Raw genomic sequence first — 21,292 nt, forward strand, 5'->3', positions numbered from 1 at the left:
TCCGGATTTATTTTAAGCAGGTGTGTCAGTCTTTACGACGTAAGCGCACAATCACATCGACATTAACGATTTCCATGCCTTCCGGAGCTTTCGGCAGGTTGCTGACGACAGGCTGGCCGGTTTCACCATCAGGAATATCGAAGACAATATTTTCGCCTTCGACAAAAAAGTGATGGTGGTCGGAAATATTGGTGTCGAAATAGGTTTTCGATCCCTCGACCGAAATAATCCGCAGCATACCGGCTTCAGTAAACTGGTGCAGCGTATTATATACGGTGGCAAGAGAAACCGGCACGGAAGCAAAAACAGCTTCTTCATGCAGTTCTTCTGCGGAAAGATGGCGATCACCATGGGCGTAAATCAGGCTGGCAAGCGCAACCCGCTGACGCGTCGGTCTGAGACCGGCGATCCGAAGGCGCTCCTCAATCGAAGCGTTGCTGGCATGGGAGGAATGAATATTCATCACTGACCTGTCAGAAGCTTGAAACAAATTGGTTCAAAATTAATGCTTGAGGGCTGTTGCCCATCCTGTCACAAGATTGATATATGCGCTGAACGAATGACTGGCAATAGCTATTCCTGTATATCTTGACAGGCAAATAGTTTCTTGCAGGTGTTTTACAGCAGGAAACACTCTGTGTTAGGGGTGTGCAAAGATTTTGTCTGAGCCTGACGAGTATGTTCGTTTCGGGCTGTCCAGACAACAGACAGATAAATGATTGGAGTCGGTAATGGCAGAGCAGAAGTCAAGTTACGGATATGAGGAGCTTCTCAGCTGCGCTCGCGGTGAAATGTTTGGTCCGGGCAATGCCCAGCTGCCTCTGCCGCCGATGCTGATGGTACACCGTATCACTGAAATCTCCGAAACCGGTGGCGAGTTCGACAAAGGCTATATCCGCGCTGAATACGATGTGAGCCCGGATGACTGGTATTTCCCTTGCCATTTTCAGGGCAATCCGATCATGCCTGGCTGTCTCGGCCTCGACGGTATGTGGCAGCTGACCGGCTTCTTCCTCGGCTGGCTCGGTGAACCGGGTCGCGGTATGGCGCTGTCGACCGGCGAAGTAAAATTCAAAGGCATGGTGCGTCCGCATACCAAACTTCTGCAATATGGTATCGACTTCAAACGCGTGATGCGCGGTCGTCTGGTTCTGGGGACAGCTGACGGCTGGCTCAAAGCAGACGGCGAAACAATTTATAAGGCAAGTGACCTGCGCGTAGGCCTGTCGAAAGACAGTGAGTCGTAAGTCGCAAAGACCGCGACGGGCATAGCCTCAAAAAGAGTATTATCCACGGGCGCGACCACATTTAATTGAAAGCTTTTATGTGGCCGCTCTCAAAATATGTAAAAGTCGCACTTATGTAACCGCGTAGCGGCATCCGCAAAAACAGGGTGTCATTCAGGGAACAGGTGCAAAGGAGAACGCAATGCGGCGTGTTGTCGTTACCGGAATGGGGATTGTATCCTCGATTGGCAATAATACCGAAGAGGTGCTGACCTCTTTGTTTGAGGCCAGATCGGGTATCCGGCGGGCTGAAGATCAGGCGGAACTCGGTTTTCGCTGTCAGGTCTCGGGCGCACCGCAGATTGATGTTGAAGCGCTGGTTGACCGCCGCGCAATGCGTTTTCACGGTCGCGGTACTGCATGGAACCATGTGGCCATGGATCAGGCGATTGCCGATGCAGGCCTGACCGAAGAACAGGTTTCCAACGATCGCACCGGTATCATCATGGGCTCCGGCGGCCCTTCCACCCGCACAATCGTGGATTCCGCTGATATTACCCGCGACAAAGGCCCGAAACGCGTTGGTCCTTTCGCAGTGCCGAAAGCCATGAGCTCGACCGCATCAGCCACGATGGCGACTTTCTTCAAGATCAAGGGCATCAATTATTCGATCTCCTCGGCTTGCGCGACCTCGAACCATTGTATCGGCAATGCGGTTGAGATGATCCAGTATGGCAAACAGGACCGTATGTTTGCCGGTGGCTGCGAAGACCTCGACTGGACCCTGTCGGTGTTGTTTGACGCCATGGGTGCGATGTCTTCGAAATATAATGATACACCGGAACGTGCATCCCGCGCCTATGACAAAAACCGCGACGGTTTTGTAATTGCCGGTGGCGCCGGTGTATTGGTGCTGGAAGATCTGGAAACTGCGCTGGCGCGCGGTGCCAAGATTTACGGTGAAGTTGTCGGCTATGGTGCGACATCAGACGGTTATGACATGGTTGCCCCGTCGGGCGAAGGTGCAGAGCGCTGCATGCGCATGGCGCTTTCAACCGTGAACGGCAAGATTGATTATATCAATCCGCATGCCACATCGACCCCTGCGGGCGATGCACCGGAAATCGAAGCGATCCGTAAAGTCTTCGGTTCAGGCGATGCCTGCCCGCCGATTGCGGCTACCAAATCTCTGACCGGTCACTCACTGGGTGCAACCGGCGTTCAGGAAGCGATCTATTCGCTTTTGATGATGCATAATAATTTCATCTGCGAAAGCGCGCATATTGATGAGCTGGATCCGGATTTCGCGGATATGCCGATTGTGCGTAAGCGCATCGATAATGCAGAAATTAACACGGTACTGTCCAACTCCTTCGGTTTTGGTGGAACGAATGCAACGCTGGTATTCCAGCGCTATCAGGGCTGACGGAGAGAGAGTATGCAGGATTTAATGAAGGGCAAACGCGGGCTGATTATGGGTGTTGCAAACAACCATTCTCTTGCTTGGGGTATTGCCAAACATCTTGCCGATCAGGGCGCTGAGCTGGCTTTCACCTATCAGGGTGATGCTCTTGGCAAGCGCGTGAAACCGCTGGCGGAGCAGGTCGGATCGGATTTCGTACTGCCTTGCGATGTGGAAGATATTGCAACCGTTGATGCGGTCTTTGACGAGATCGAGAAAAAATGGGGCAAGCTCGACTTTATCGTTCACGCTATTGGTTTCTCCGACAAAACAGAGCTGAAAGGCCGTTATGCGGATGTCACCACCCGTGAAAATTTCAGCCGGACAATGGTGATCTCTGCTTATTCTTTCACGGAAGTTGCTCAGCGTGCTGAGAAGCTGATGAAAGACGGCGGTTCGATCCTCACACTGACCTATGGCGGCTCAACCCGCACCATTCCGAACTATAATGTGATGGGTGTTGCCAAGGCTGCTCTTGAAGCCATGGTGCGTTATCTGGCAGCCGATTACGGCCCGCAGAATATCCGCGTGAATGCAATTTCGGCTGGCCCTGTGCGTACACTGGCCGGTGCCGGTATCGGTGATGCCCGCGCGATCTTCTCGTATCAGCGCCGCAATTCGCCGCTGCGCCGTACCGTTGATATTGATGATGTGGGTAAATCCGCAGTCTATCTGCTTTCGGATCTGTCGAGCGGTGTAACCGGTGAAGTTCACTTTGTGGATTCAGGCTACAACATCGTCTCCATGCCGACATTGGAAGAGCTGAAAAGCTCGGATGCAACCGGCACTGAATAAGCCAGTTACATATGATATGAAAAAAGCCGCGCATTGCGCGGCTTTTTTGTGATTTATTTTAACGCAGTTTCGGACGGTTCGTAGCGGGACAAGAAAATAGTCCAGTGAACTATTTTCCCCGCGAAGGCGGTTCCCACTTTTCCTGAAACTGCTTTATTTTCGTGCTTCGATGACTTTGAAGCCGTCTTTATCAGTGAGCGGCATGACCTGCCGGAAATGCTGTTTCAAGACAGCCTCATAAGGAAGCTGGCGATTTGCCACCATCAGGAAACGTCCGCCGGATTTAAGGCGTTTGGCTGCTGCCGTAATAAAGCTTTGGCCAAGCGAAATATCGGTGTTACGGCCGGTGTGAAATGGCGGATTGCTGATAACCGTGTCATAAATCTCTGTCATCGACTCGGAAGCGACGTCATGCCAGTAGTAGTGCAGCGGTACTGAACTGTTGAGTTCAGCCAGATTGCTTTTGGCAATTTCCAGTGCCTCAAAATCCGCTTCATAAAGATCAATACGGCTGAGCTTGTCCGGATTGTCGAGACAGGCGGCACTCAGATAACCCCAGCCAGCACCCAAATCCGCTACATGACCGAAGGCGATGTTTTTGAGATGCGGCACCAGCAGAGCGGAACCTTTGTCGGCTTCGCCATGGGAGAACATGCCTGCTTTCGTCCAGAAGCGCCCGTCCACGCGTTTTGGCTCCGGAATGAGGCTTTGTGTGATCCCGGCATCAATCGCCTCCGGGCGCGCCAACCAGTAGGCTACAGCGTGGTTTTTGGACAGGCGGTCGATGGAAGCTGAAATCTGGTCGCTGCGCTTGCGGAAACTGTCAATGCCAAGCTTTTTGTCACCGGCGATAATAATCAAGCCGCCGGCTTTGACTTGGGTCAGCAATGTCGCCAGCCATTCCTCATTGCGGCCGCGATGTTTGCCGAGCAAAATCATGCCGCCGTCATAAGTTTCATTTTCGCTGATCTGCGGCGTGACATGAAATCCGGCTTTATTGAGCGCCAGCCATTCCGGTCTCAATGGCTGAATACAATGCAATGCCTGTTTCCACTCTGTGCTGAGTGTCGTGTCGGCACTGATGCCGAAGCAGAGATATTTTTCTCCCGCCTGCGGCAGATCAAGAGTTTCATTCTCAAAGGGCAGAAAGAGGGTGTTTTGGGCGCCGGTAATCATAAAATTTCTTTGGTCTTTTCTACCTGAGAAGGATGACAGTAGGTGGTTTCTGGCAGATATTATATTGAACTTGTTATCGGTTAAAGTTTCAAACTATCTGTAATGCCGTGTTGCTCGCGGGGGAGTAGTACTATGGCGCGCAAATGTTGTCAGCCGCAATGTTTTGCAACATGTCTGCCGCAGCATCAGGCGCGTTTGTTGCAATTGAATGAGATGATTTCACAGGCCCATAAAAGCAAACAGAGTTTCTTTGCCTATTTGCTGACTATGGCTGTCAGTGAAGCGCAGGCAATTACCGATTGTGCCCATCAGGAGGCTTGGCTGCAAAAGGGCATAAAAGCTGAGACTCAGGCTGAGCCGGTTTAAACAACGCATTCCTGAACTGAGACTGTAGTTACTGCATGCTTTAAATGAAAAGCCCCGCATATTTCTATGCGGGGCTTTTTGAAACTCGAAATCAGCTTATTCAGCTGCGGTTTCTTCTTTCTTTTCGGCAACGATTTCCTTGCCGGTTTCCTGATCAACGACTTTCATCGACAGGCGCACTTTACCGCGCTCATCAAAACCCATCAGTTTAACCCAGACCTTCTGGCCTTCCTTAACCACATCGGTGGTCTTGGCAACGCGGTCTGCAGCCAGCTGCGAGATATGTACCAGACCATCGCGCGGGCCGAAGAAGTTTACGAATGCACCGAAGTCAGCAGTTTTAACAACTGTACCTTCGTAGATTTCGCCGATTTCCGGTTCAGCAACAATGGAGTGGATCCATTTCTTCGCTGCTTCGATTTCCTTGGCGGAAGAAGAAGCAATTTTGACTGTGCCGTCATCTTCGATGTTGATTTTGGCGCCGGTCTTTTCAACGATTTCGCGGATAACTTTACCGCCGGAACCGATAACATCACGGATCTTGTCGGTCGGAATGTTCATCACTTCGATGCGTGGTGCAAATTCACCGAGTTCAGCGCGCGCGCCGGACAGTGCTTTCGCCATTTCACCGAGAATATGAACGCGGCCGCCTTTAGCCTGTTCCAGAGCGGTTTTCATGATCTCTTCGGTAATACCGTCGATCTTGATGTCCATCTGCAGAGCAGTGATACCGTTTTCAGTGCCGGCTACCTTGAAGTCCATATCGCCGAGGTGATCTTCGTCACCAAGGATATCGGAAAGAACTGCAAAACGGTCGCCTTCTTTGATCAGACCCATAGCAATACCGGCTACAGGGCGGGTCAGAGGTACACCGGCATCCATCAGCGCCAGCGAGGTGCCGCATACGGTTGCCATGGAGGACGAACCGTTGGATTCAGTGATTTCAGAAACCGCACGCAGAGTGTACGGGAACTGTTCTTTGGCAGGCAGCATCGGATGGATTGCGCGCCATGCCAGTTTGCCGTGACCGATTTCACGACGGCCAGGGGAACCCATACGGCCGGTTTCACCAACGGAATATGGCGGGAAGTTGTAGTGCAGCAGGAAGGATTCTTTCTGCAGGCCGGCCAGCGTGTCGATGAACTGTTCATCTTCACCGGTACCCAGTGTTGCAACAACGATTGCCTGTGTTTCACCGCGGGTGAACAGAGCCGAACCGTGTGTGCGTGGCAGAACGCCAACTTCGGATACGATCTGACGAACGGTTACCAGATCGCGGCCGTCGATGCGGCTGCCGGTATCCAGAATGTTCCAGCGAACGATTTTAGCCTGCAGCGATTTGAAAACAGTACCGATCTGCTCAGCAGTATATTCGGTTGTTTCCGCATCTTCCGGCAGGAAGTGCGCTTTAACTTTAGCTTTGGCAGCATCAACAGCGGTATAACGAGCCTGCTTGTCGATGATTTTGTAAGCTGCGCGCAGATCATCTTCGATGATTGCCAGCATTGCGGCTTCAGGAGCCGACAGGTCTTCCGGCTGGAAGTCACGTGGTTCTTTTGCAGCAACTTCAGCAAGGCTGATGATTGCATCGATCACAGGCTGGAAGCCCTTCTGACCGAAAACAACAGCGCCGAGCATGACTTCTTCAGAAAGTTCCTGCGCTTCGGATTCAACCATCAGAACAGCATCAGAAGTACCGGCAACAACCAGATCCAGTTTGGATTCAGCCATTTCGTCGAGATGCGGGTTCAGAACATATTCGCCGTTGATGTAGCCAACGCGCGAACCACCGATCGGGCCCATGAAAGGTACGCCGGAAAGGGTGAGCGCAGCGGAAGCGGCAACCATCGACAAAACGTCCGGATTATTTTCCAGATCATGCTGAATAACGGTGATAACAACCTGTGTGTCGTTTTTGTAGCCATCAGCAAACAGCGGACGGATCGGACGGTCGATCAGGCGGGAAACCAGAGTTTCGTTTTCGCTCGGACGGCCTTCACGCTTGAAATAACCGCCAGGAATACGACCGGCTGCATAGGCTTTTTCCTGATAGTTTACAGTCAGAGGAAAAAAGTCCTGACCCGGCTTTGGCTCTTTAGCCGAAACGACGGTGGCCAGCACCATTGTTTCACCGTAAGTGGCGATAACCGCGCCGTCTGCCTGACGGGCGACTTTGCCGGTTTCGAGAATGAGCGGACGGCCGCCCCATTCGATTTCAACTTTATGAGTGTTGAACATATCTTGTCCTTGGTTTGGAATATTTATGTTCTGCGCTGATGTCAGCGCATGTAATATTCCGGTTTGGAACAGGGAGCGGGCAAGACAACAAGAAGCTCGGATAAGGACGAGCTGCCTGCAATCCTGCCTGCGGAACCTGTTCAATACAGTTCCATATCGGGCTTTTACGACAGTATTGTTAAAGCCCTGCTGCATTTTTCCCGTTTTGGCGCTTACACGCACGGAGAATGCATTTTTGTATAATACAGAGTGTTTTCAGGCTGTTGAGCCGTAAATACCCTGTTGCCGGAGAGATTTAATGAAAAGTCCTGCTCCGGTAAAAATTCCGGCGAAAACCGTTACAGGTTTTCGCCGGATGATGCGCTTAGCGGCGCAGGCCGAGACGGCCGATCAGGTTCTGATAGCGCGCTTCGTCAACACCTTTGAGGTAGTCGAGCAGGTTGCGGCGCTGAGAAACCATTTTCAGAAGACCACGACGGGAATGGTTGTCATTCTTGTGGCCTTTGAAGTGACCGGTCAGGTTGGAAATGCGTTCCGAAAGAACGGCTACCTGTACTTCAGGAGAACCGGTATCGCCTTCTTTGGTTGCATATTCTTTGATAAGAGCCTGTTTGCGTTCAGCAGTAATCGACATCGGAATGTCCTTTTTGTTTAAGAGGAGAAATGTCGCCCGTGGCCAAGATGTCGTCCAGCCGGGGCCGTTTACTTCAGTTCTGTACAGTCAGCATTGATTAATGCCTTATACGGAACCTGACGATCATATAATCGAAACTGTGGCTTATTTCCAGACACATTTCAAAAAAGCCTGCAATGCAGGCTTTTTAATAAAATGCGCTAAGCTGTAATAGCTAGAGCGGTTTACGTTTATGTTGAATCGCAGTGCTCGCTCTAGATTCTTTAGTTTGTCGCATTATCCCGACGTCAAGTTAATCCAACTTGACTGTGAAATGCTCTAGTTTAATAAGTGAAAACGCGTTTCGGCTTGAACATACCTTGTTCAATGTAACCGATAGCCAGCAAACGGTTTTTGTGATTGGCACAAACCTCATCGGCTTCCAGCGGTGCATCGCGACCGCGTAAGATGACCGGATTGCCCATGCGCACACGGTGAGCCTGATCGTCGGACAAGGCAACCTGTACCAGATCTTCCAGCGCTGCACCGGTATCAATGATAAAATCATCAAGGGCTGAGAAATCACGCGGTGCAACAGGTGCAGGTTCCGCATCTTCATCATCAGATTTCGGCGGCAGCGGCGGCCATGCGGCTTCAAGCTCTGCAAGCGTCACGAAGTCATCTTCGTTGAAAGGTGCAACTTCCAGACGGCGCAGCTCCGCAATATGACCGAGGCAGCCGAGATCACGTCCCATATCGCGGGCGAGCGAGCGCACATAAGTGCCTTTACCGCATTCAACTTCAAACACGGCCTGTCCGGCTTCGTTGATCTCAACCAGCTCAAGCTGAAAAATTTCGACTTCACGGGAAGGAATGGCAACAGTTTCGCCGCCGCGTGCCAGATCATAGGCACGCTCACCGTCAATTTTAATGGCGGAGAATTGCGGCGGGGTCTGCTGAATAGTACCAATATAGTTTGGCAGAAGCGCCAGAATATCGGCTTCAGTCGGGCGCTTGTCAGAGGTTTTGGTGACAGGGCCTTCCAGATCATCCGTGGAGCGTTCTTCGCCCCAGGTCACGGTGAAGGAATAGATTTTCGTGCCGTCCATCACGTAAGGTACGGTTTTGGTGGCTTCGCCCAGAGCAATCGGCAACATGCCGGAGGCAAGCGGATCGAGCGTACCGGCATGACCGGCCTTTTCAGCACTGAAAAGCCATTTGATTTTGGAAACGGCCTCGGTCGAGCCCATACCTTTCGGCTTGTCAAAAATCACCCATCCGGAAACCGGACGGCCTTTTTTCTTACCTCTGCGCGCCATCAGCCGTTATTCTCGTTATCTTTATGTGTTTCTGTGTTGGATTCATCGCTGTCATCCTGCTGCAGATCACGCGCAACTTCCGGCGAGCGCAACAGGGCATCGATCTTGGCAAAATTGTCGAAACTGGTATCCGGACGGAAACGGAATTCCGGCATATATTTCATCTGGCGCAGTTGTGGTGCAACGCGGCCACGCAGAAATTTCGCATGATTTGCCAGTGCTTTAATGACTGTCTGCACATCTGTATTGCCGACGATGCTGATAAAGCAGGTCGCAATTTTCAAGTCAGGCGACATGCGCACTTCGGTGATGGAAACAACGGTATTATTCAGAACATCGTCACGGATTTCGCCGCGTGACAGCACCTGAGCCACGGCATGACGAACCTGCTCGCCGACGCGCAGCTGACGCTGTGATGGTCCTGTGGAAGAAAAACGGGACATGGGGACTCCAAAATCTGAGCCAAATATCGGTCGGCAACTGTACAAATTGCATGATTGCGGAAAAGCCTGCGAGGCTTTCATCCTATTCACAACCAGACTGATACAGCCTGACAATTATGACAATGCGGCCAATTAAAAATTCAGAGCGGCACTATGTCTGAAGATGAGTGTAAACCGCCCGAGAAATGAAGCAGCGGCAGTTCTGATAACTGCCGCTGCTTTGCTGATTACAGCGTACGCGTGATCATCTCAACGCGGAACGCTTCGATGATGTCGCCTGCGCGTACATCTTCGTAGTTTTCAAATGCCATACCGCATTCCTGACCCATCGGCACTTCGGCAACTTCGTCCTTGAAGCGCTTGAGTGTCTTGAGCTTGCCTTCGTGGATAACCACGTTGTCGCGGATAAGACGTACACCGGCGCCACGCTCGACTTTACCGTCAACAACACGGCAACCGGCAACTTTACCGACTTTGGTGATGTTGAAGACTTCGAGAATTTCAGCGTTACCGATGAAGGTTTCACGACGTTCTGGCGGCAGAAGACCGGACATCGCTGCTTTCACATCATCAATCAGATCATAGATGATGTTGTAGTAGCGGATTTCGATACCCTGCTGTTCGGCTGCATCACGGGCCTGTTTATTGGCACGGACGTTGAAGCCGATGATGGCAGCATTTGATGCTTCAGCCAGCGAGATATCGCTTTCTGTGATACCACCGGCACCCGAATGAACGATACGTGCGCGGACTTCATCAGTGCCGAGCTTGTCGAGAGAAGCAATAATCGCTTCAACCGAACCCTGCACGTCACCCTTGATAACCAGCGGGAACTCTTTGAGGCCGCTCGACTGCAGATTAGACATCATCTGCTCAAGGGAACCACGCGAGCCTGCCTGACGGGCAACGGCCTTATCGCGGGCAAGACGCTGACGATATTCAGAAATTTCGCGTGCCTTGGCTTCGTTGGCAACAACCGCAAAGCGGTCACCCGCCTGCGGAGTGCCGGACAGACCGAGAATTTCCACCGGCATTGCAGGGGATGCTTCTTTCACATGGTCGCCATGGTCATTGACGAGGGCGCGAACGCGACCCCATGCACTGCCGGCGATGATGATCTCGCCCGGATGCAATGTACCTTTCTGAACCAGAACGGTTGCAACCGCACCGCGACCGCGGTCAAGCTGAGCTTCAATAACCACACCTTCAGCTGTACGCTCAGGATCGGCTTTAAGGTCAAGAATTTCAGCCTGCAACAGAACGGCTTCAAGCAGCTTGTCGAGGTTGATTTTGTTCTTGGCGGAAACTTCCACATCAAGCACTTCACCGCCCATGGTTTCCACAAATACATCGTGTTGCAGCAGGGCATTACGTACTTTTTGCGGATCAGCGGTCGGCTTGTCGATCTTGTTGATCGCCACGATGATCGGAACACCGGCCGCTTTGGCGTGGTTGATAGATTCAATCGTCTGCGGCATCACGCTGTCATCAGCGGCAACTACCAGAATGGCGATATCGGTTGCCTGCGCACCGCGGGCACGCATCTGCGTAAAGGCCGCGTGACCAGGCGTATCGATAAAGGTGATTTTCTGGCCGTTCTGTTCAACCTGATAAGCACCGATATGCTGGGTAATACCACCGGCTTCACCCGAGACCACATTTGCCTGACGAATTGCATCGAGCAGCGAGGTTTTACCATGGTCAACGTGACCCATAATGGTAACAACCGGCGGACGCGGCAGCATTGCGCTGAGATTATCTTCCACGTTGAAGATACCTTCTTCAACGTCAGATTCCGCAACGCGCTTAACGGTATGGCCGAATTCTTCCGCGATCAGCTGTGCCAGATCGGAATCGATCACATCGCCCGGCTTCATCATCTGACCCTGTTTCATCAGGTATTTGATGATATCAACGGCACGTTCCGTCATACGCTGTGCCAGTTCCTGAATGGTAATGGTTTCAGGAATAGTCACTTCACGGGAGATCTTTTCACGGACTTCCTGCATCTGCGAGCGCTTGAATTTTTCCTGACGGCGACGCATAGCCGAAAGCGAACGCGAACGGCCTTCGTCTTCCAGATTGCTGTTCAGGGTCAGTTTACCGCGACGGCGATCTTCTTCAGCCTTGGTCGGCTTTGTAGCGCGCACTTCCGGTTTAGCAGGTACGTTACGACGTACGCCTGCACCACCACGACGATCATCATCATCATCATTCTGCGGCTTGCGGTTCAGAACCTGCTGGGTCGGCTTTTTGTCGGCCAGCGGTGCTTCAGCATTAATATCGCGCGGGGCAGGTGCGCCGCCGGTGCGGTTGTAGCCGCCCTGATTTGGACGGTTCTGACCAGCAGGGCCACGGTTCTGGCCGCCAGAGCGATCACCCGAAGGACGATCGCCGCTTGGACGTGCAGCAGCAGGACGCACAGGTGCAGCCGGTTCGCGCTTGCGTGCTTCAGCTTCGGCTTTAGCTTTGGCTTCAGCTTCTGCCTTGCGGCGTGCATCTTCTTCAGCCTGACGGCGCTCAGATTCCAGGCGCTCGATTTCACGGCGCTTTTCTTCTTCCGCACGGCGGATAGCTTCTGCTTCAGCGCGTTTGCGATCTTCCGCATCACGGATTACCGCATCCTGAAGGGCGCGGCGACGTGCATCCATTTCCGAGGAGGACAGGGTGTTCAACACCATGCCCGGACGGTCATTGGAACGGTTGCGCTGTTCATTGCGGCCACCCGGACGGGAACCCTGCGGCTTGTTATAGCCACCACCGGCCGGACGATTGCCCGCAGGGGCACCCGGACGGGTTGTAGCAGCCGGTGCTGCCGGACGGGCAGCAGCAGGCGCTGCAGGTTTAGGTGCAACAGGTTTTGCAACTGCGGCTTCAGCTGGCTTGGCAGCCTGCGGAGCAACCGGTGCGCTTTCTGTTTTTGCAACAGGCGCAGCAGTTTCTGTAACAGGTGCAGGCTTAGGCGCATCTGCAATCACGGCCGGCTTTTCAGCAACCGGAGCAGGAGCAGCTTGTGCCGGTGTCGGAGCTGGTGCAACTGACTGAACAGGAGCCGGAGCGGCTGCAGCTTCAGGTTTATCGTCAGGACGGGTAAACTTACGTTTTTTCGTCTCAACAACAACCGACTTGCTGCGTCCGTGGCTGAAATTTTGCCGTACAGTGCTCTGTTCGACTCCTGGCCGCTTGATGGTCAGCGTCTTTTTTGTGTCGACGCTCAGCGTCTTGTCGTCGTTTGAATTACTGTCGCTCATTCCGATTCCGTTTCCTTTGCAGCAGTGGCTGCCAGATTTTCCAAGTTCGCTGCGCTCTCGCCGCGATATTTATGCAGCTGAAGCGCCCGCGTGACGAACCCGGTTGCTGCCGTTCCTTCAATCACGGCGGCATGTATTACATTTCCGCCGCCAAATGCCAAATCCATTTCATCCCCTGTAAAAAGGGAATAGGCTTTTATATCTGCTCCGGTTGCCATCTTCCTCGCATGACGCGCCTGATCCAGCTTTCGGATGCCGTCGGGAGCCGCTGTTGTCGCATGAAGCACCATTGTAACGCGGCCGGTACGCACAGCAGAATCAACTTTCGCCGATCCTGTCACCACAGCACCGGACTTTCTGGCCAGTGCTAGACTGCCCAGCGCGGATTTTGTCAATAGCCTGTCGACCAGAGAGCCTAAATCCGCCGGCACCGAAACTTGCGTTTTCAGTGCGCGGGGCAGCAGTTTGCGTTTAACCGCTTCATCAACAATATGCCGTTCTGCTTTAATCCAGCATCCGCGTCCGGGTAAATTGCGCTTCAGATCCGGTACAACACTACCGTCGGGTGCAGCCACAAACCGGATGAGATCTACAGCCGGGCCGCTCTCGCGCGTAACAATACAGGTCCTGTCGTTTTTATCCGGTTTCAACCAGAACTCCACTTCGCTCGAAAACAGCGCCGGTGGAGAGGAACTGTTTTCTACTTTAATATGAGTGCAAGGGCAAGAAGCCCTGCAATATGTGTGCGCAAGACAGCCGTAAACCGAGCGGTTCCGGCTGTATGCAGTTTGTCGGAAAACAGGCCTGTATCAAAAAAGCTGACACAGGCATTATTTCCGGTAGAGAGCCGATGCGCGGACATCAAAATCCGCCCGCGCGAGCGGCAGTTGCAAGATGCTGATTAAGCATCTGCCTGCTCTTCATCATCGCCTGTCGAAGCCAGTTCATTGGCAGCTTCTTCCAGCTGATCTTCTGTAATCCAGCCTGCTTTAAGGCGGGCTGCGAGAACCATCTGCTCTGCGTCTGTGCGGGAAACTTCAAACGGTGTCAGAACACCGGCATGAGTAACAGTTTCACCGTCTTTACGCTCGCGCCAGCCCACGAGATCATCCACCGCATAACCGGCAAAATCATCCATGGTCTTCACGCCGTCTTCACCGACTGCAACAAGCATTGCACTGGTCAGACCCGGTACATCGCGCAATTCGTCGCTGACGCCCAGTTCGAGACGACGGTCATTCAGATCGCTTTCGAGACGATCCAGATATTCTTTCGCACGATCCTGAATTTCAGCAGCAGTATCAGCATCGAAACCATCGATCGAAGCGATTTCGTCGCTTTCAACATAGGCGATTTCTTCAACCGAACCGAAACCTTCGGAAGCCAGAACCTGACCAACCATTTCATCCACATTCAGCGCTTCCATGAACAAAGCAGAGCGTTCTGTGAATTCTTTCTGGCGGCGTTCGGATTCTTCGTTTTCCGTCATGATATCGATGTCCCAGCCGGTCAGCTGTGATGCAAGACGCACATTCTGACCGCGGCGGCCGATGGCCAGCGACAGCTGATCGTCAGGCACAACAACTTCGATACGTTCTGCATCTTCATCCAGAACAACCTTGGCCACTTCAGCAGGCTGCAAGGCGTTAACGATGAAAGTCGCTGCATCCGGCGACCAAGGAATAATGTCGATCTTTTCGCCCTGCAATTCGCCGACAACGGCCTGAACGCGGGAACCGCGCATACCAACGCAGGCGCCGACAGGATCAATCGAGCTGTCACGGGACACAACGGCCATTTTGGCGCGCGAACCCGGATCACGGGCAACCGATTTGATTTCGATAATGCCGTCATAAATTTCCGGCACTTCCATGGTGAAGAGTTTCGCCATGAACTGCGGATGGGTACGCGACAGGAATACCTGCGGGCCGCGCTGTTCGCGACGGACATCATAGACATAAGCGCGGATACGGTCGCCGTAGCGGAATGCTTCACGCGGGATCAGTTCGTCACGGCGGACAATGGCTTCACCGCGACCGAGATCAACAACCACATTGCCATATTCAACGCGTTTGACAGTACCGTTGATGATTTCACCCAGACGGTCTTTGAATTCGTCATACTGGCGGTCACGCTCGGCTTCACGTACTTTCTGTACGATAACCTGTTTGGCAGACTGGGCAGCAATACGGCCGAAATCCATTGGCGGCAGCTGGTCAGCAAGGAAGTCGCCTACTTGCGCATCCGGATTGCGTTCACGTGCGGATTCCAGAGCGATCTGTGTGGCATAATCTTCTACAGTTTCAACCACTTCAAGCAAACGCTGCAGCTTGATTTCACCGCTCTTGGAATTGATATCCGCGCGGATATTGGTTTCCAGACCATAACGGGAGCGGGCAGCTTTCTGAATGGCATCGGCCATCGCTGCAATCACGATCTCGCGGTCAATGGATTTTTCGCGCGCAACCGCATCAGCGATCTGAAGAAGCTCTAGCCTGTTTGCACTGACTGCCATTGGTCTCTCCTTGGTGCAGCACCCGTTTTTTGCTTCTGGGTGCGAAAGCTTTTTTGTTTTGTCGCATTATCATGACAAGCAAATGAAGTCATTCGCCTGTGAAATGCTTAGTTGTCTTTATCGTTCTCCGGAGCATCGGCATTGCCGCTGTCCAGATTGAATTCATCACTCAATTCGTCGCCCGGAATACGGCCTTCGCGCAGAGCTTTGTCTTTGCGCAGCGCATCACGGATCAGATCATCGGTCAGGATCAGTCTTGCATCAGCGATCAGCTCAAAAGGAATTGTGGTCTGAGCTTCCGCGCCGTAAGTGGCCTGATCGGCTTCGAGAGTGACAGTTTCATCTTCAACCTTGATGATGCGGCCGCGGAATTTCTTGCGGTTATCATGCAGCATCGAGGTTTCGAGTTTAGCAATATGACCCTGCCAGTTGGAAAAGTCAGATTTGCGCACCATCGGACGGTCAATGCCCGGTGAAGAAATTTCAAGGTGATATTTGCCGTCAATCGGATCTTCAACATCAAGAACCGGAGAAACGGTGCGGCTGACAATTTCGCAATCTTCAACGGTCATGGTGCCGTCCGGACGCTCAGCCATAATCTGCAGGGTGAGGCCGTTAAGGCCGGAAAGACGCACGCGCACAAGACGGAAACCCGCAGCATTAATCGCAGGTTCGATCAGCGATGCCACTTTTGCATCAATACCCGTTTCACGGATAATGCGTGGTTCATCCTGTGTCGCGTCAAGCGCTGTAATGTTCTGGTCCTGTTGTGTTTGTTCGTTCACCCTGTATTCCTTAAAATACGTGCAATAGGATTTCCGGCGGCAGTCTGCGCAGTTTTCAGTGTGTACCAAACAAAAAAGAGCGGGACCGGTGGGACCCACTCTTGTTCTACCGACCAAGAATTTGAGGCAACTATACAGAAAAAAGCCGCCTGTGACAAGCCTTGTCCTTGAGGATGAATTATCGCCTGATAAAGGTAAGGTAAGCAGCCTGACGGCCTTCACGGAAAGCTTTGGCTTCATAGCGTGTGCCCGGCCATGCTTCATAAGGTGTGTGCCAGTCGGCTGCACTTTGTGCCTGCCATTCAAACGCACCATGGTCGTGGCAATGTTGCAGCGTCCAGTTGACATATGTATCAATGTCGGAGGCAAAACGGAACAAAGCGCCAGGTTTCAGCACGCGGGCGAAACGGCTGAGGTTTTTCTGGCTGACAAAACGGCGCTTCCAATGTTTCTTTTTCGGCCACGGATCAGGATAAAATAGATCAATGCCGTCGAGCGATGCATCCGGCAGCCAGTCCAGCACCAGTGTGGCATCGTCATCATAAAGACGCAGGTTTGGCAGCGGATTGGCATCCTGTGCGCCAAGCATTTTCGCCATGCCGTTGACGAAAGGCTCAACACCGATAAAACCGGCTTCCGGTTTACGGGTGGCTTCATGCACCAGATGTTCACCACCGCCGAAACCGATTTCCATACGCACTTTTGAAACATCGGCCATAAACAATGTGCGCAGATCCTGCGGGGCAGGGCTCAGGAGATCGAGTTTGAGCTGTGGCAGCAGGTCTTCGCGCAGAAAACGTTGATGCGGACGCAAAGGCTTACCGTTACGGCGACCATAAAAAGCTTCCGTCGCACGTGAGCCGCGTGGCTGTTGTTCAGAGGACTCTGCGTTCATGGCTTCATCCTTGAGGTCACAGTTGCGTTCAGTATCAGACATCGGCACGTTTCTTTATGGTTCAGATAATCGGAATAAGCCGCTTTACACATAATCAGCGACGGAAAGTCTACTGATTTTTGTGTGGCTGTTAAAGAAACAGGGCACCATGAGAGAAACATGGTGCCCTGAAACCCAGAATATTGAGAATGAAATCAGACCTTAAGCGCCGCTTTCAGTGCTTTGACCAGATCTGTCTTTTCCCATGAGAAAGAGCCGTCGCGACCGGCTTTGCGGCCGAAATGGCCATAAGATGCGGTCTTGGCATAGATCGGTTTGTTAAGGTCGAGATGCTTGCGGATGCCGGTCGGGGACAGGTCCATGACCTGACGCAGCGCGGTTTCCACATCGCTCTCGGCAACTTTGCCGGTGCCGTGCAGGTCAACATAGACCGAGAGCGGCTGGGCAACGCCGATCGCATAGGACAGCTGAATGGTGCAACGGTCGGCAAGACCGGCAGCAATCACATTCTTGGCCAGATAACGCGCGGCATAGGCTGCGGAGCGGTCAACCTTGGTCGTGTCCTTGCCGGAGAATGCGCCGCCGCCATGCGGGGCTGCACCGCCGTAAGTATCAACAATGATCTTACGTCCGGTCAGACCGGCATCACCGTCCGGTCCGCCGATGACGAATTTACCGGTTGGATTGATGTACCAGTTGCAGTTCGCAGCAATAGGCAGATCACCGAGCGCTTCACGGATCACCGGCTCAACGACCTGACGGACTTTCGCGGAATCCCATGAGGCATCCAGATGCTGGGTCGACAACACGATCTGGGTGACTTCCGCAGGCTTGCCATCGGCATAGCGCACTGTGACCTGACTTTTGGCATCAGGGCCGAGCTTGCCATAGTCGCCTTCGCCTTTGTGGCGGGCAGCAGAAAGCAGCTCAAGAATTTTATGGGCATAATAGATTGGCGCCGGCATCAGATCCGGTGTTTCGCGGCAGGCATAACCGAACATAATGCCCTGATCGCCCGCACCTTCTTCACCCTGACGGTCGGCAGCATTATCGACACCCTGCGCAATATCCGCTGATTGCGGATGCAGCAGCACGTCGATTTTCACATTGCGCCAGTTGAAGCCTTCCTGTTCATAGCCGATTTCACGGATGGCTTTGCGGGCAGCGGAACGGAAGCGGGAAGGGTTGATCTGCTTATGACCTTTGGCATCAAGCAGAATTTCACCGGCTTTGTCTTTTTTCAGGAATGTGTCCGGCACACGCACTTCACCGGCAATCACGACACGGTTGGTAGTGGCGAGGGTTTCACAGGCAATACGTACAGACCACGGATCAACACCGGTTTTACGTGCTTCCTTGTAGATCATGTCTACGATTTCATCGGAAATACGATCGCAAACCTTATCCGGATGACCTTCGGATACCGATTCACTGGTGAAAAGATATGAACTGCGTGACACGGGAAACCCCTCTTGAAAATCTGCGGAGCATTGTACTCTCCGGAGAAACAGTTGCTTTCAGCATTGTGCATTTCTGCGCACGAACTGCTGATAATTCATTGCGCGCCGTTTTCAAACCGTTTCAGGCCGCTTTCAGAAAAGCCTGTCTGCTACGGAATGAAAGTGAAGCAATCGCTCTATAAAGAAATCAGACGTTATTTGCGCGTATAATCAGCACGAAATGACAAGATATACAACTATCTGCATGTGTTTATGTGCGAGATTTAACGCAAGAAGCTGCCAAATTGTCGCATTAAGCGCCTGCTATAATGCGACAAAACAATAGGATAGGGCAGTTTCAGGGATTCTGTTTTTACCGAATTCGCGCCTCTGGGCTTCAGAGATTAATCATCATCATTGGCAAGGGTTTTTACCAGATCAATGATTTTACGACGCACTTTCGGATCAGTGATTTTTGTAAAATAACGTGTCAGCTGCACGCCTTCATTTGTCTGAAGAAAATCAACAACATAGGTTGTTTCATTGTCTTCCGCAAAACCGCCGTTCTGCTGTCCGGCCTGCTCCGGTGCATCTTCAAAAAAGAAGGCAACCGGTACACTCAATATGGATGAAATGGCTTGCAGGCGGCTGGCACCGACGCGGTTGGTGCCTTTTTCATATTTTTGAATCTGCTGGAAGGTAATACCGAGATTTTCACCGAGTTTTTCCTGACTGAGGCCAAGCATGTTCCGGCGCAACCGGATGCGGCTGCCCACATGAACATCAATGGGATTGGGTTTCTTTTTATTCTCAGTCATTCACAAATGCTCCTCGCTTATGCGAGCTTTCCTTGATGAAAAATGGTTTGCTTAAATCAGCATATTTTTCGGAGAATTATAGGGTTCATCTGAAATTTCATCAGTTTCATGTGTATATCATAACATCAAAAATATGATGTCAACCGAAACGCTCGGTACGGATGGCATGTAAACCACATGAAATTACGAGCAAGATGAACAGAAGTGTGAAGAACTGTGTTTCTCCTGCCGGTTTGCGCCAGAAGCCTGTCGCTTTTGGTGGCAGACGGCCGTCAATAAATCCGACTTCATTCAGGTTGAGATGTTTGGTGATTCGACCGTAAGAATCGGTAATTGCTGAAATACCGTTATTAGCTGCGCGCAGCAAAGGCAGTCCCTGTTCTACGGCGCGCAATTGCGCCTGTCGGAAATGCTGATAAGGCCCCGGTGTATTGCCGTACCATGCGTCATTGGTAATATTGATGATCGCATCAACGCTTTTACCCTGATAGCCAAGCTCGGACGGGAAAATCGCCTCATAGCAGATTAAAGGCAGCAGGGTCAGGCTCGGGCTGACATTGAGGGCATGGCGCGCCGGTGCTGCGGTAAAGCCGCCGGGTAATTCCACCACTTCCTGCATACCGACAGAGCGCAGCAGACCTTCCAGCGGCAGATATTCACCGAATGGTACAAGATGCACTTTGTCGGCAGTTGCGGTCACATGACCGGCGGCATTCACCGCGAAAATACTGTTATAATAGGCGGAGAGATCTTCTCCTTCACCGCGCACCGCTCCGGCCAGCAGCATTTGATTCGGCTGAAGTGCCTTGCCGATGGCGCTCAAGACTTCTTCGACTTGTGGCAGCACATAGGGGACGGAGGTTTCCGGCCAGATAATCACATCAGGCACCGGCTGGCCATTGGCAGGCGGGCGGGTGCTGAGATCAAGATGCTTGTCGAAAATCGCGCGGCGCAACTGATTATCCCATTTGGCATCCTGTGCAATGGAGGCCTGAACCAAGCGGATAACAGGTGCATCAGCGCCTTGCTCTGACAAGGCGGGAGCCTGCTGTAAGCGCCATGCGCCATAACCGGCATGGGCAATCAACAGGGCACAGGCTGTAATTAATCCGCTGCGCCAGCCATAGCGCTGACGTTTATCGCCAAACAATAGAGCGGGCATGGCGAAAATCACTACAGCAAGAACATTCATGCCATAGAGACTGGTAATGGTGACCGACTGCATCAGCAATGGTGTTGGCATCAGCATATAGCCAAGCGCATTCCACGGAAAACCGGTGAGAATAAAGGCGCGCAGCCATTCTGTAATACCGAGTGCGATGGCCAGCACCAGAATACGGATAAGGCCGGCGCCCCAGAAGATCCGTGCAAATGCGGCAGCAAAGGCGAAGAAAAATGCCAGAAAGGCAGGCAGGCCGAGAATAGCTAACGGTAATGCCCAGGCGAAATTTTCTGCATCCACCAGCAATGCCATGCCGATCCACCAGAGACCGGCGAGAAAATAGCCGAAACCAAACAACCAGCCGGTTCGAAAAGCAGGGAGCAGGCGTTTCCATCCGCTTGCAGTTGTTGTCCTTGAGCAGTCAATCAGCAGCACCAGCAGCGGAAAACCGATAAATCCTGCGGGTAAAAAATCAAAAGGTGGCAATGCCAGCGTGACACTTGCACCGGCGAGAATGGTCAGGAGCGCTTTACGCCAGCCGGTGAGGTTTTCAGTCAGGCGGAGATAAAGGCTGCTCACTATATTCGGTCTCTCAATGGGGATAAGGCTGTAAGTATAAAGTGCAGAGCGAGTTTTACGTGCCCAAAAGGGCACGCGGCGCTCTACTCAGTTTATGAGCCGAAGATTAAGAAAAACTGAGAAGAGAATACAGCGATAAAAAAACACCGCCGGTGTTGCGGCGGTGTTTTAATAGATTGTGATGCTGTTAGAGCATTTCACAGTCAAGTT

17 protein-coding genes and 2 pseudogenes are annotated in these 21,292 nt (G+C 52.3%); 4 read left to right on the forward strand and 15 right to left on the reverse strand.

The genetic code is table 11. The features are described 5' to 3' along the window. Positions 1 to 25: 25 nt before the first annotated feature. Positions 26 to 463, reverse strand: a complete 438-nt coding sequence (gene irrA, locus KHQ09_RS17830; RefSeq protein ID WP_022711350.1) for an iron response transcriptional regulator IrrA — start codon at positions 461 to 463, stop codon at positions 26 to 28. Positions 464 to 731: 268 nt separating this feature from the next. Between irrA and fabA the strand changes: the two genes are divergently transcribed. From fabA to fabI, 3 genes are all read left to right on the forward strand, one after another. After that, positions 732 to 1,247, forward strand: a complete 516-nt coding sequence (gene fabA, locus KHQ09_RS17835) for a 3-hydroxyacyl-[acyl-carrier-protein] dehydratase FabA (RefSeq protein ID WP_028233733.1) — start codon at positions 732 to 734, stop codon at positions 1,245 to 1,247. 181 nt (positions 1,248 to 1,428) lie between these two features. Continuing rightward, the gene (gene fabB, locus KHQ09_RS17840; protein WP_075653973.1) at positions 1,429 to 2,652 is read left to right on the forward strand and encodes a beta-ketoacyl-ACP synthase I; all 1,224 of its coding nucleotides are present in this window, start codon (positions 1,429 to 1,431) and stop codon (positions 2,650 to 2,652) included. Between the two features lie 12 nt (positions 2,653 to 2,664). Further along, positions 2,665 to 3,483, forward strand: coding sequence for an enoyl-ACP reductase FabI (fabI, locus tag KHQ09_RS17845; RefSeq protein WP_075653974.1), 819 nt, complete (start codon positions 2,665 to 2,667; stop codon positions 3,481 to 3,483). Positions 3,484 to 3,636: 153 nt separating this feature from the next. On the opposite strand, the gene KHQ09_RS17850 is transcribed toward fabI, so the two are convergent. Then, the gene (locus tag KHQ09_RS17850; protein ID WP_213599685.1) at positions 3,637 to 4,659 is read right to left on the reverse strand and encodes a class I SAM-dependent methyltransferase; all 1,023 of its coding nucleotides are present in this window, start codon (positions 4,657 to 4,659) and stop codon (positions 3,637 to 3,639) included. Between the two features lie 132 nt (positions 4,660 to 4,791). Here KHQ09_RS17850 and KHQ09_RS17855 point away from each other — a divergent pair, with 132 nt between their 5' ends. Next, positions 4,792 to 5,025 carry a hypothetical protein gene (locus KHQ09_RS17855; protein ID WP_213599687.1) on the forward strand — a complete coding sequence of 78 codons (234 nt, stop codon included), beginning with the start codon at positions 4,792 to 4,794 and terminating at the stop codon, positions 5,023 to 5,025. Positions 5,026 to 5,121: 96 nt separating this feature from the next. On the opposite strand, the gene pnp is transcribed toward KHQ09_RS17855, so the two are convergent. The 13 genes and pseudogenes from pnp to lnt all read right to left on the reverse strand — a co-directional run bounded on the left by pnp (position 5,122) and on the right by lnt (position 21,082). After that, positions 5,122 to 7,263, reverse strand: a complete 2,142-nt coding sequence (pnp, locus tag KHQ09_RS17860) for a polyribonucleotide nucleotidyltransferase (protein ID WP_022711345.1) — start codon at positions 7,261 to 7,263, stop codon at positions 5,122 to 5,124. Between the two features lie 364 nt (positions 7,264 to 7,627). Continuing rightward, on the reverse strand, positions 7,628 to 7,897 hold the full coding sequence (rpsO, locus tag KHQ09_RS17865; RefSeq protein ID WP_022711344.1) for a 30S ribosomal protein S15: 270 nt from the start codon (positions 7,895 to 7,897) through the stop codon (positions 7,628 to 7,630). 323 nt (positions 7,898 to 8,220) lie between these two features. Next, positions 8,221 to 9,195, reverse strand: coding sequence for a tRNA pseudouridine(55) synthase TruB (truB, locus tag KHQ09_RS17870; RefSeq protein ID WP_213599689.1), 975 nt, complete (start codon positions 9,193 to 9,195; stop codon positions 8,221 to 8,223). Beyond that, positions 9,195 to 9,638, reverse strand: coding sequence for a 30S ribosome-binding factor RbfA (gene rbfA, locus KHQ09_RS17875; protein WP_213599691.1), 444 nt, complete (start codon positions 9,636 to 9,638; stop codon positions 9,195 to 9,197). Before rbfA ends, truB begins: the two co-directional genes overlap by 1 nt. 227 nt (positions 9,639 to 9,865) lie before the next feature. After that, a pseudogene (gene infB, locus KHQ09_RS17880) lies at positions 9,866 to 12,478 on the reverse strand (translation initiation factor IF-2); the annotation flags it as partial. Positions 12,479 to 12,583: 105 nt separating this feature from the next. Next, positions 12,584 to 12,889 (reverse strand): annotated as a pseudogene (locus KHQ09_RS18625) (translation initiation factor IF-2 associated domain-containing protein); the annotation flags it as partial. Continuing rightward, positions 12,886 to 13,539: an RNA-binding protein gene (locus KHQ09_RS17885; protein ID WP_084664797.1), complete on the reverse strand. Its 654-nt coding sequence runs from the start codon at positions 13,537 to 13,539 to the stop codon at positions 12,886 to 12,888. The gene KHQ09_RS17885 and the pseudogene KHQ09_RS18625, both read right to left, overlap by 4 nt. 251 nt (positions 13,540 to 13,790) lie before the next feature. Beyond that, on the reverse strand, positions 13,791 to 15,404 hold the full coding sequence (nusA, locus tag KHQ09_RS17890) for a transcription termination factor NusA (protein WP_075653983.1): 1,614 nt from the start codon (positions 15,402 to 15,404) through the stop codon (positions 13,791 to 13,793). Between the two features lie 107 nt (positions 15,405 to 15,511). After that, complete coding sequence (rimP, locus tag KHQ09_RS17895; protein WP_213599695.1) at positions 15,512 to 16,189, reverse strand: ribosome maturation factor RimP; 678 nt, start codon at positions 16,187 to 16,189, stop codon at positions 15,512 to 15,514. Between the two features lie 178 nt (positions 16,190 to 16,367). Continuing rightward, complete coding sequence (trmB, locus tag KHQ09_RS17900) at positions 16,368 to 17,084, reverse strand: tRNA (guanine(46)-N(7))-methyltransferase TrmB (protein WP_213600085.1); 717 nt, start codon at positions 17,082 to 17,084, stop codon at positions 16,368 to 16,370. 194 nt (positions 17,085 to 17,278) lie between these two features. Continuing rightward, a complete protein-coding gene (gene metK, locus KHQ09_RS17905; RefSeq protein ID WP_022711334.1) occupies positions 17,279 to 18,544 on the reverse strand; it encodes a methionine adenosyltransferase in 1,266 nt (421 codons plus the stop codon). A gap of 383 nt (positions 18,545 to 18,927) precedes the next feature. Then, the gene (locus KHQ09_RS17910; protein ID WP_022711333.1) at positions 18,928 to 19,341 is read right to left on the reverse strand and encodes a helix-turn-helix domain-containing protein; all 414 of its coding nucleotides are present in this window, start codon (positions 19,339 to 19,341) and stop codon (positions 18,928 to 18,930) included. A gap of 139 nt (positions 19,342 to 19,480) precedes the next feature. Further along, positions 19,481 to 21,082 (reverse strand): apolipoprotein N-acyltransferase, encoded by a 1,602-nt coding sequence (gene lnt / locus KHQ09_RS17915; protein WP_238481686.1) that lies wholly within the window; start codon positions 21,080 to 21,082, stop codon positions 19,481 to 19,483. Positions 21,083 to 21,292 lie beyond the last annotated feature (210 nt).

Origin of the sequence: Pseudochrobactrum algeriensis, from assembly GCF_018436245.1 — a bacterium.
In the GTDB taxonomy this organism is placed as follows: domain Bacteria; phylum Pseudomonadota; class Alphaproteobacteria; order Rhizobiales; family Rhizobiaceae; genus Pseudochrobactrum; species Pseudochrobactrum saccharolyticum.

Bases quoted from the DNA above. Each gene is read 5' to 3' on its own strand.
- irrA (WP_022711350.1), bottom strand. From the start codon at position 463: ATGAATATTCATTCCTCCCATGCCAGCAACGCTTCGATTGAGGAGCGC.
- fabA (WP_028233733.1), top strand. From the start codon at position 732: ATGGCAGAGCAGAAGTCAAGTTACGGATATGAGGAGCTTCTCAGCTGC.
- fabB (WP_075653973.1), top strand. From the start codon at position 1,429: ATGCGGCGTGTTGTCGTTACCGGAATGGGGATTGTATCCTCGATTGGC.
- fabI (WP_075653974.1), top strand. From the start codon at position 2,665: ATGCAGGATTTAATGAAGGGCAAACGCGGGCTGATTATGGGTGTTGCA.
- KHQ09_RS17850 (WP_213599685.1), bottom strand. From the start codon at position 4,659: ATGATTACCGGCGCCCAAAACACCCTCTTTCTGCCCTTTGAGAATGAA.
- KHQ09_RS17855 (WP_213599687.1), top strand. From the start codon at position 4,792: ATGGCGCGCAAATGTTGTCAGCCGCAATGTTTTGCAACATGTCTGCCG.
- pnp (WP_022711345.1), bottom strand. From the start codon at position 7,263: ATGTTCAACACTCATAAAGTTGAAATCGAATGGGGCGGCCGTCCGCTC.
- rpsO (WP_022711344.1), bottom strand. From the start codon at position 7,897: ATGTCGATTACTGCTGAACGCAAACAGGCTCTTATCAAAGAATATGCA.
- truB (WP_213599689.1), bottom strand. From the start codon at position 9,195: ATGGCGCGCAGAGGTAAGAAAAAAGGCCGTCCGGTTTCCGGATGGGTG.
- rbfA (WP_213599691.1), bottom strand. From the start codon at position 9,638: ATGTCCCGTTTTTCTTCCACAGGACCATCACAGCGTCAGCTGCGCGTC.
- nusA (WP_075653983.1), bottom strand. From the start codon at position 15,404: ATGGCAGTCAGTGCAAACAGGCTAGAGCTTCTTCAGATCGCTGATGCG.
- trmB (WP_213600085.1), bottom strand. From the start codon at position 17,084: ATGAACGCAGAGTCCTCTGAACAACAGCCACGCGGCTCACGTGCGACG.
- KHQ09_RS17910 (WP_022711333.1), bottom strand. From the start codon at position 19,341: ATGACTGAGAATAAAAAGAAACCCAATCCCATTGATGTTCATGTGGGC.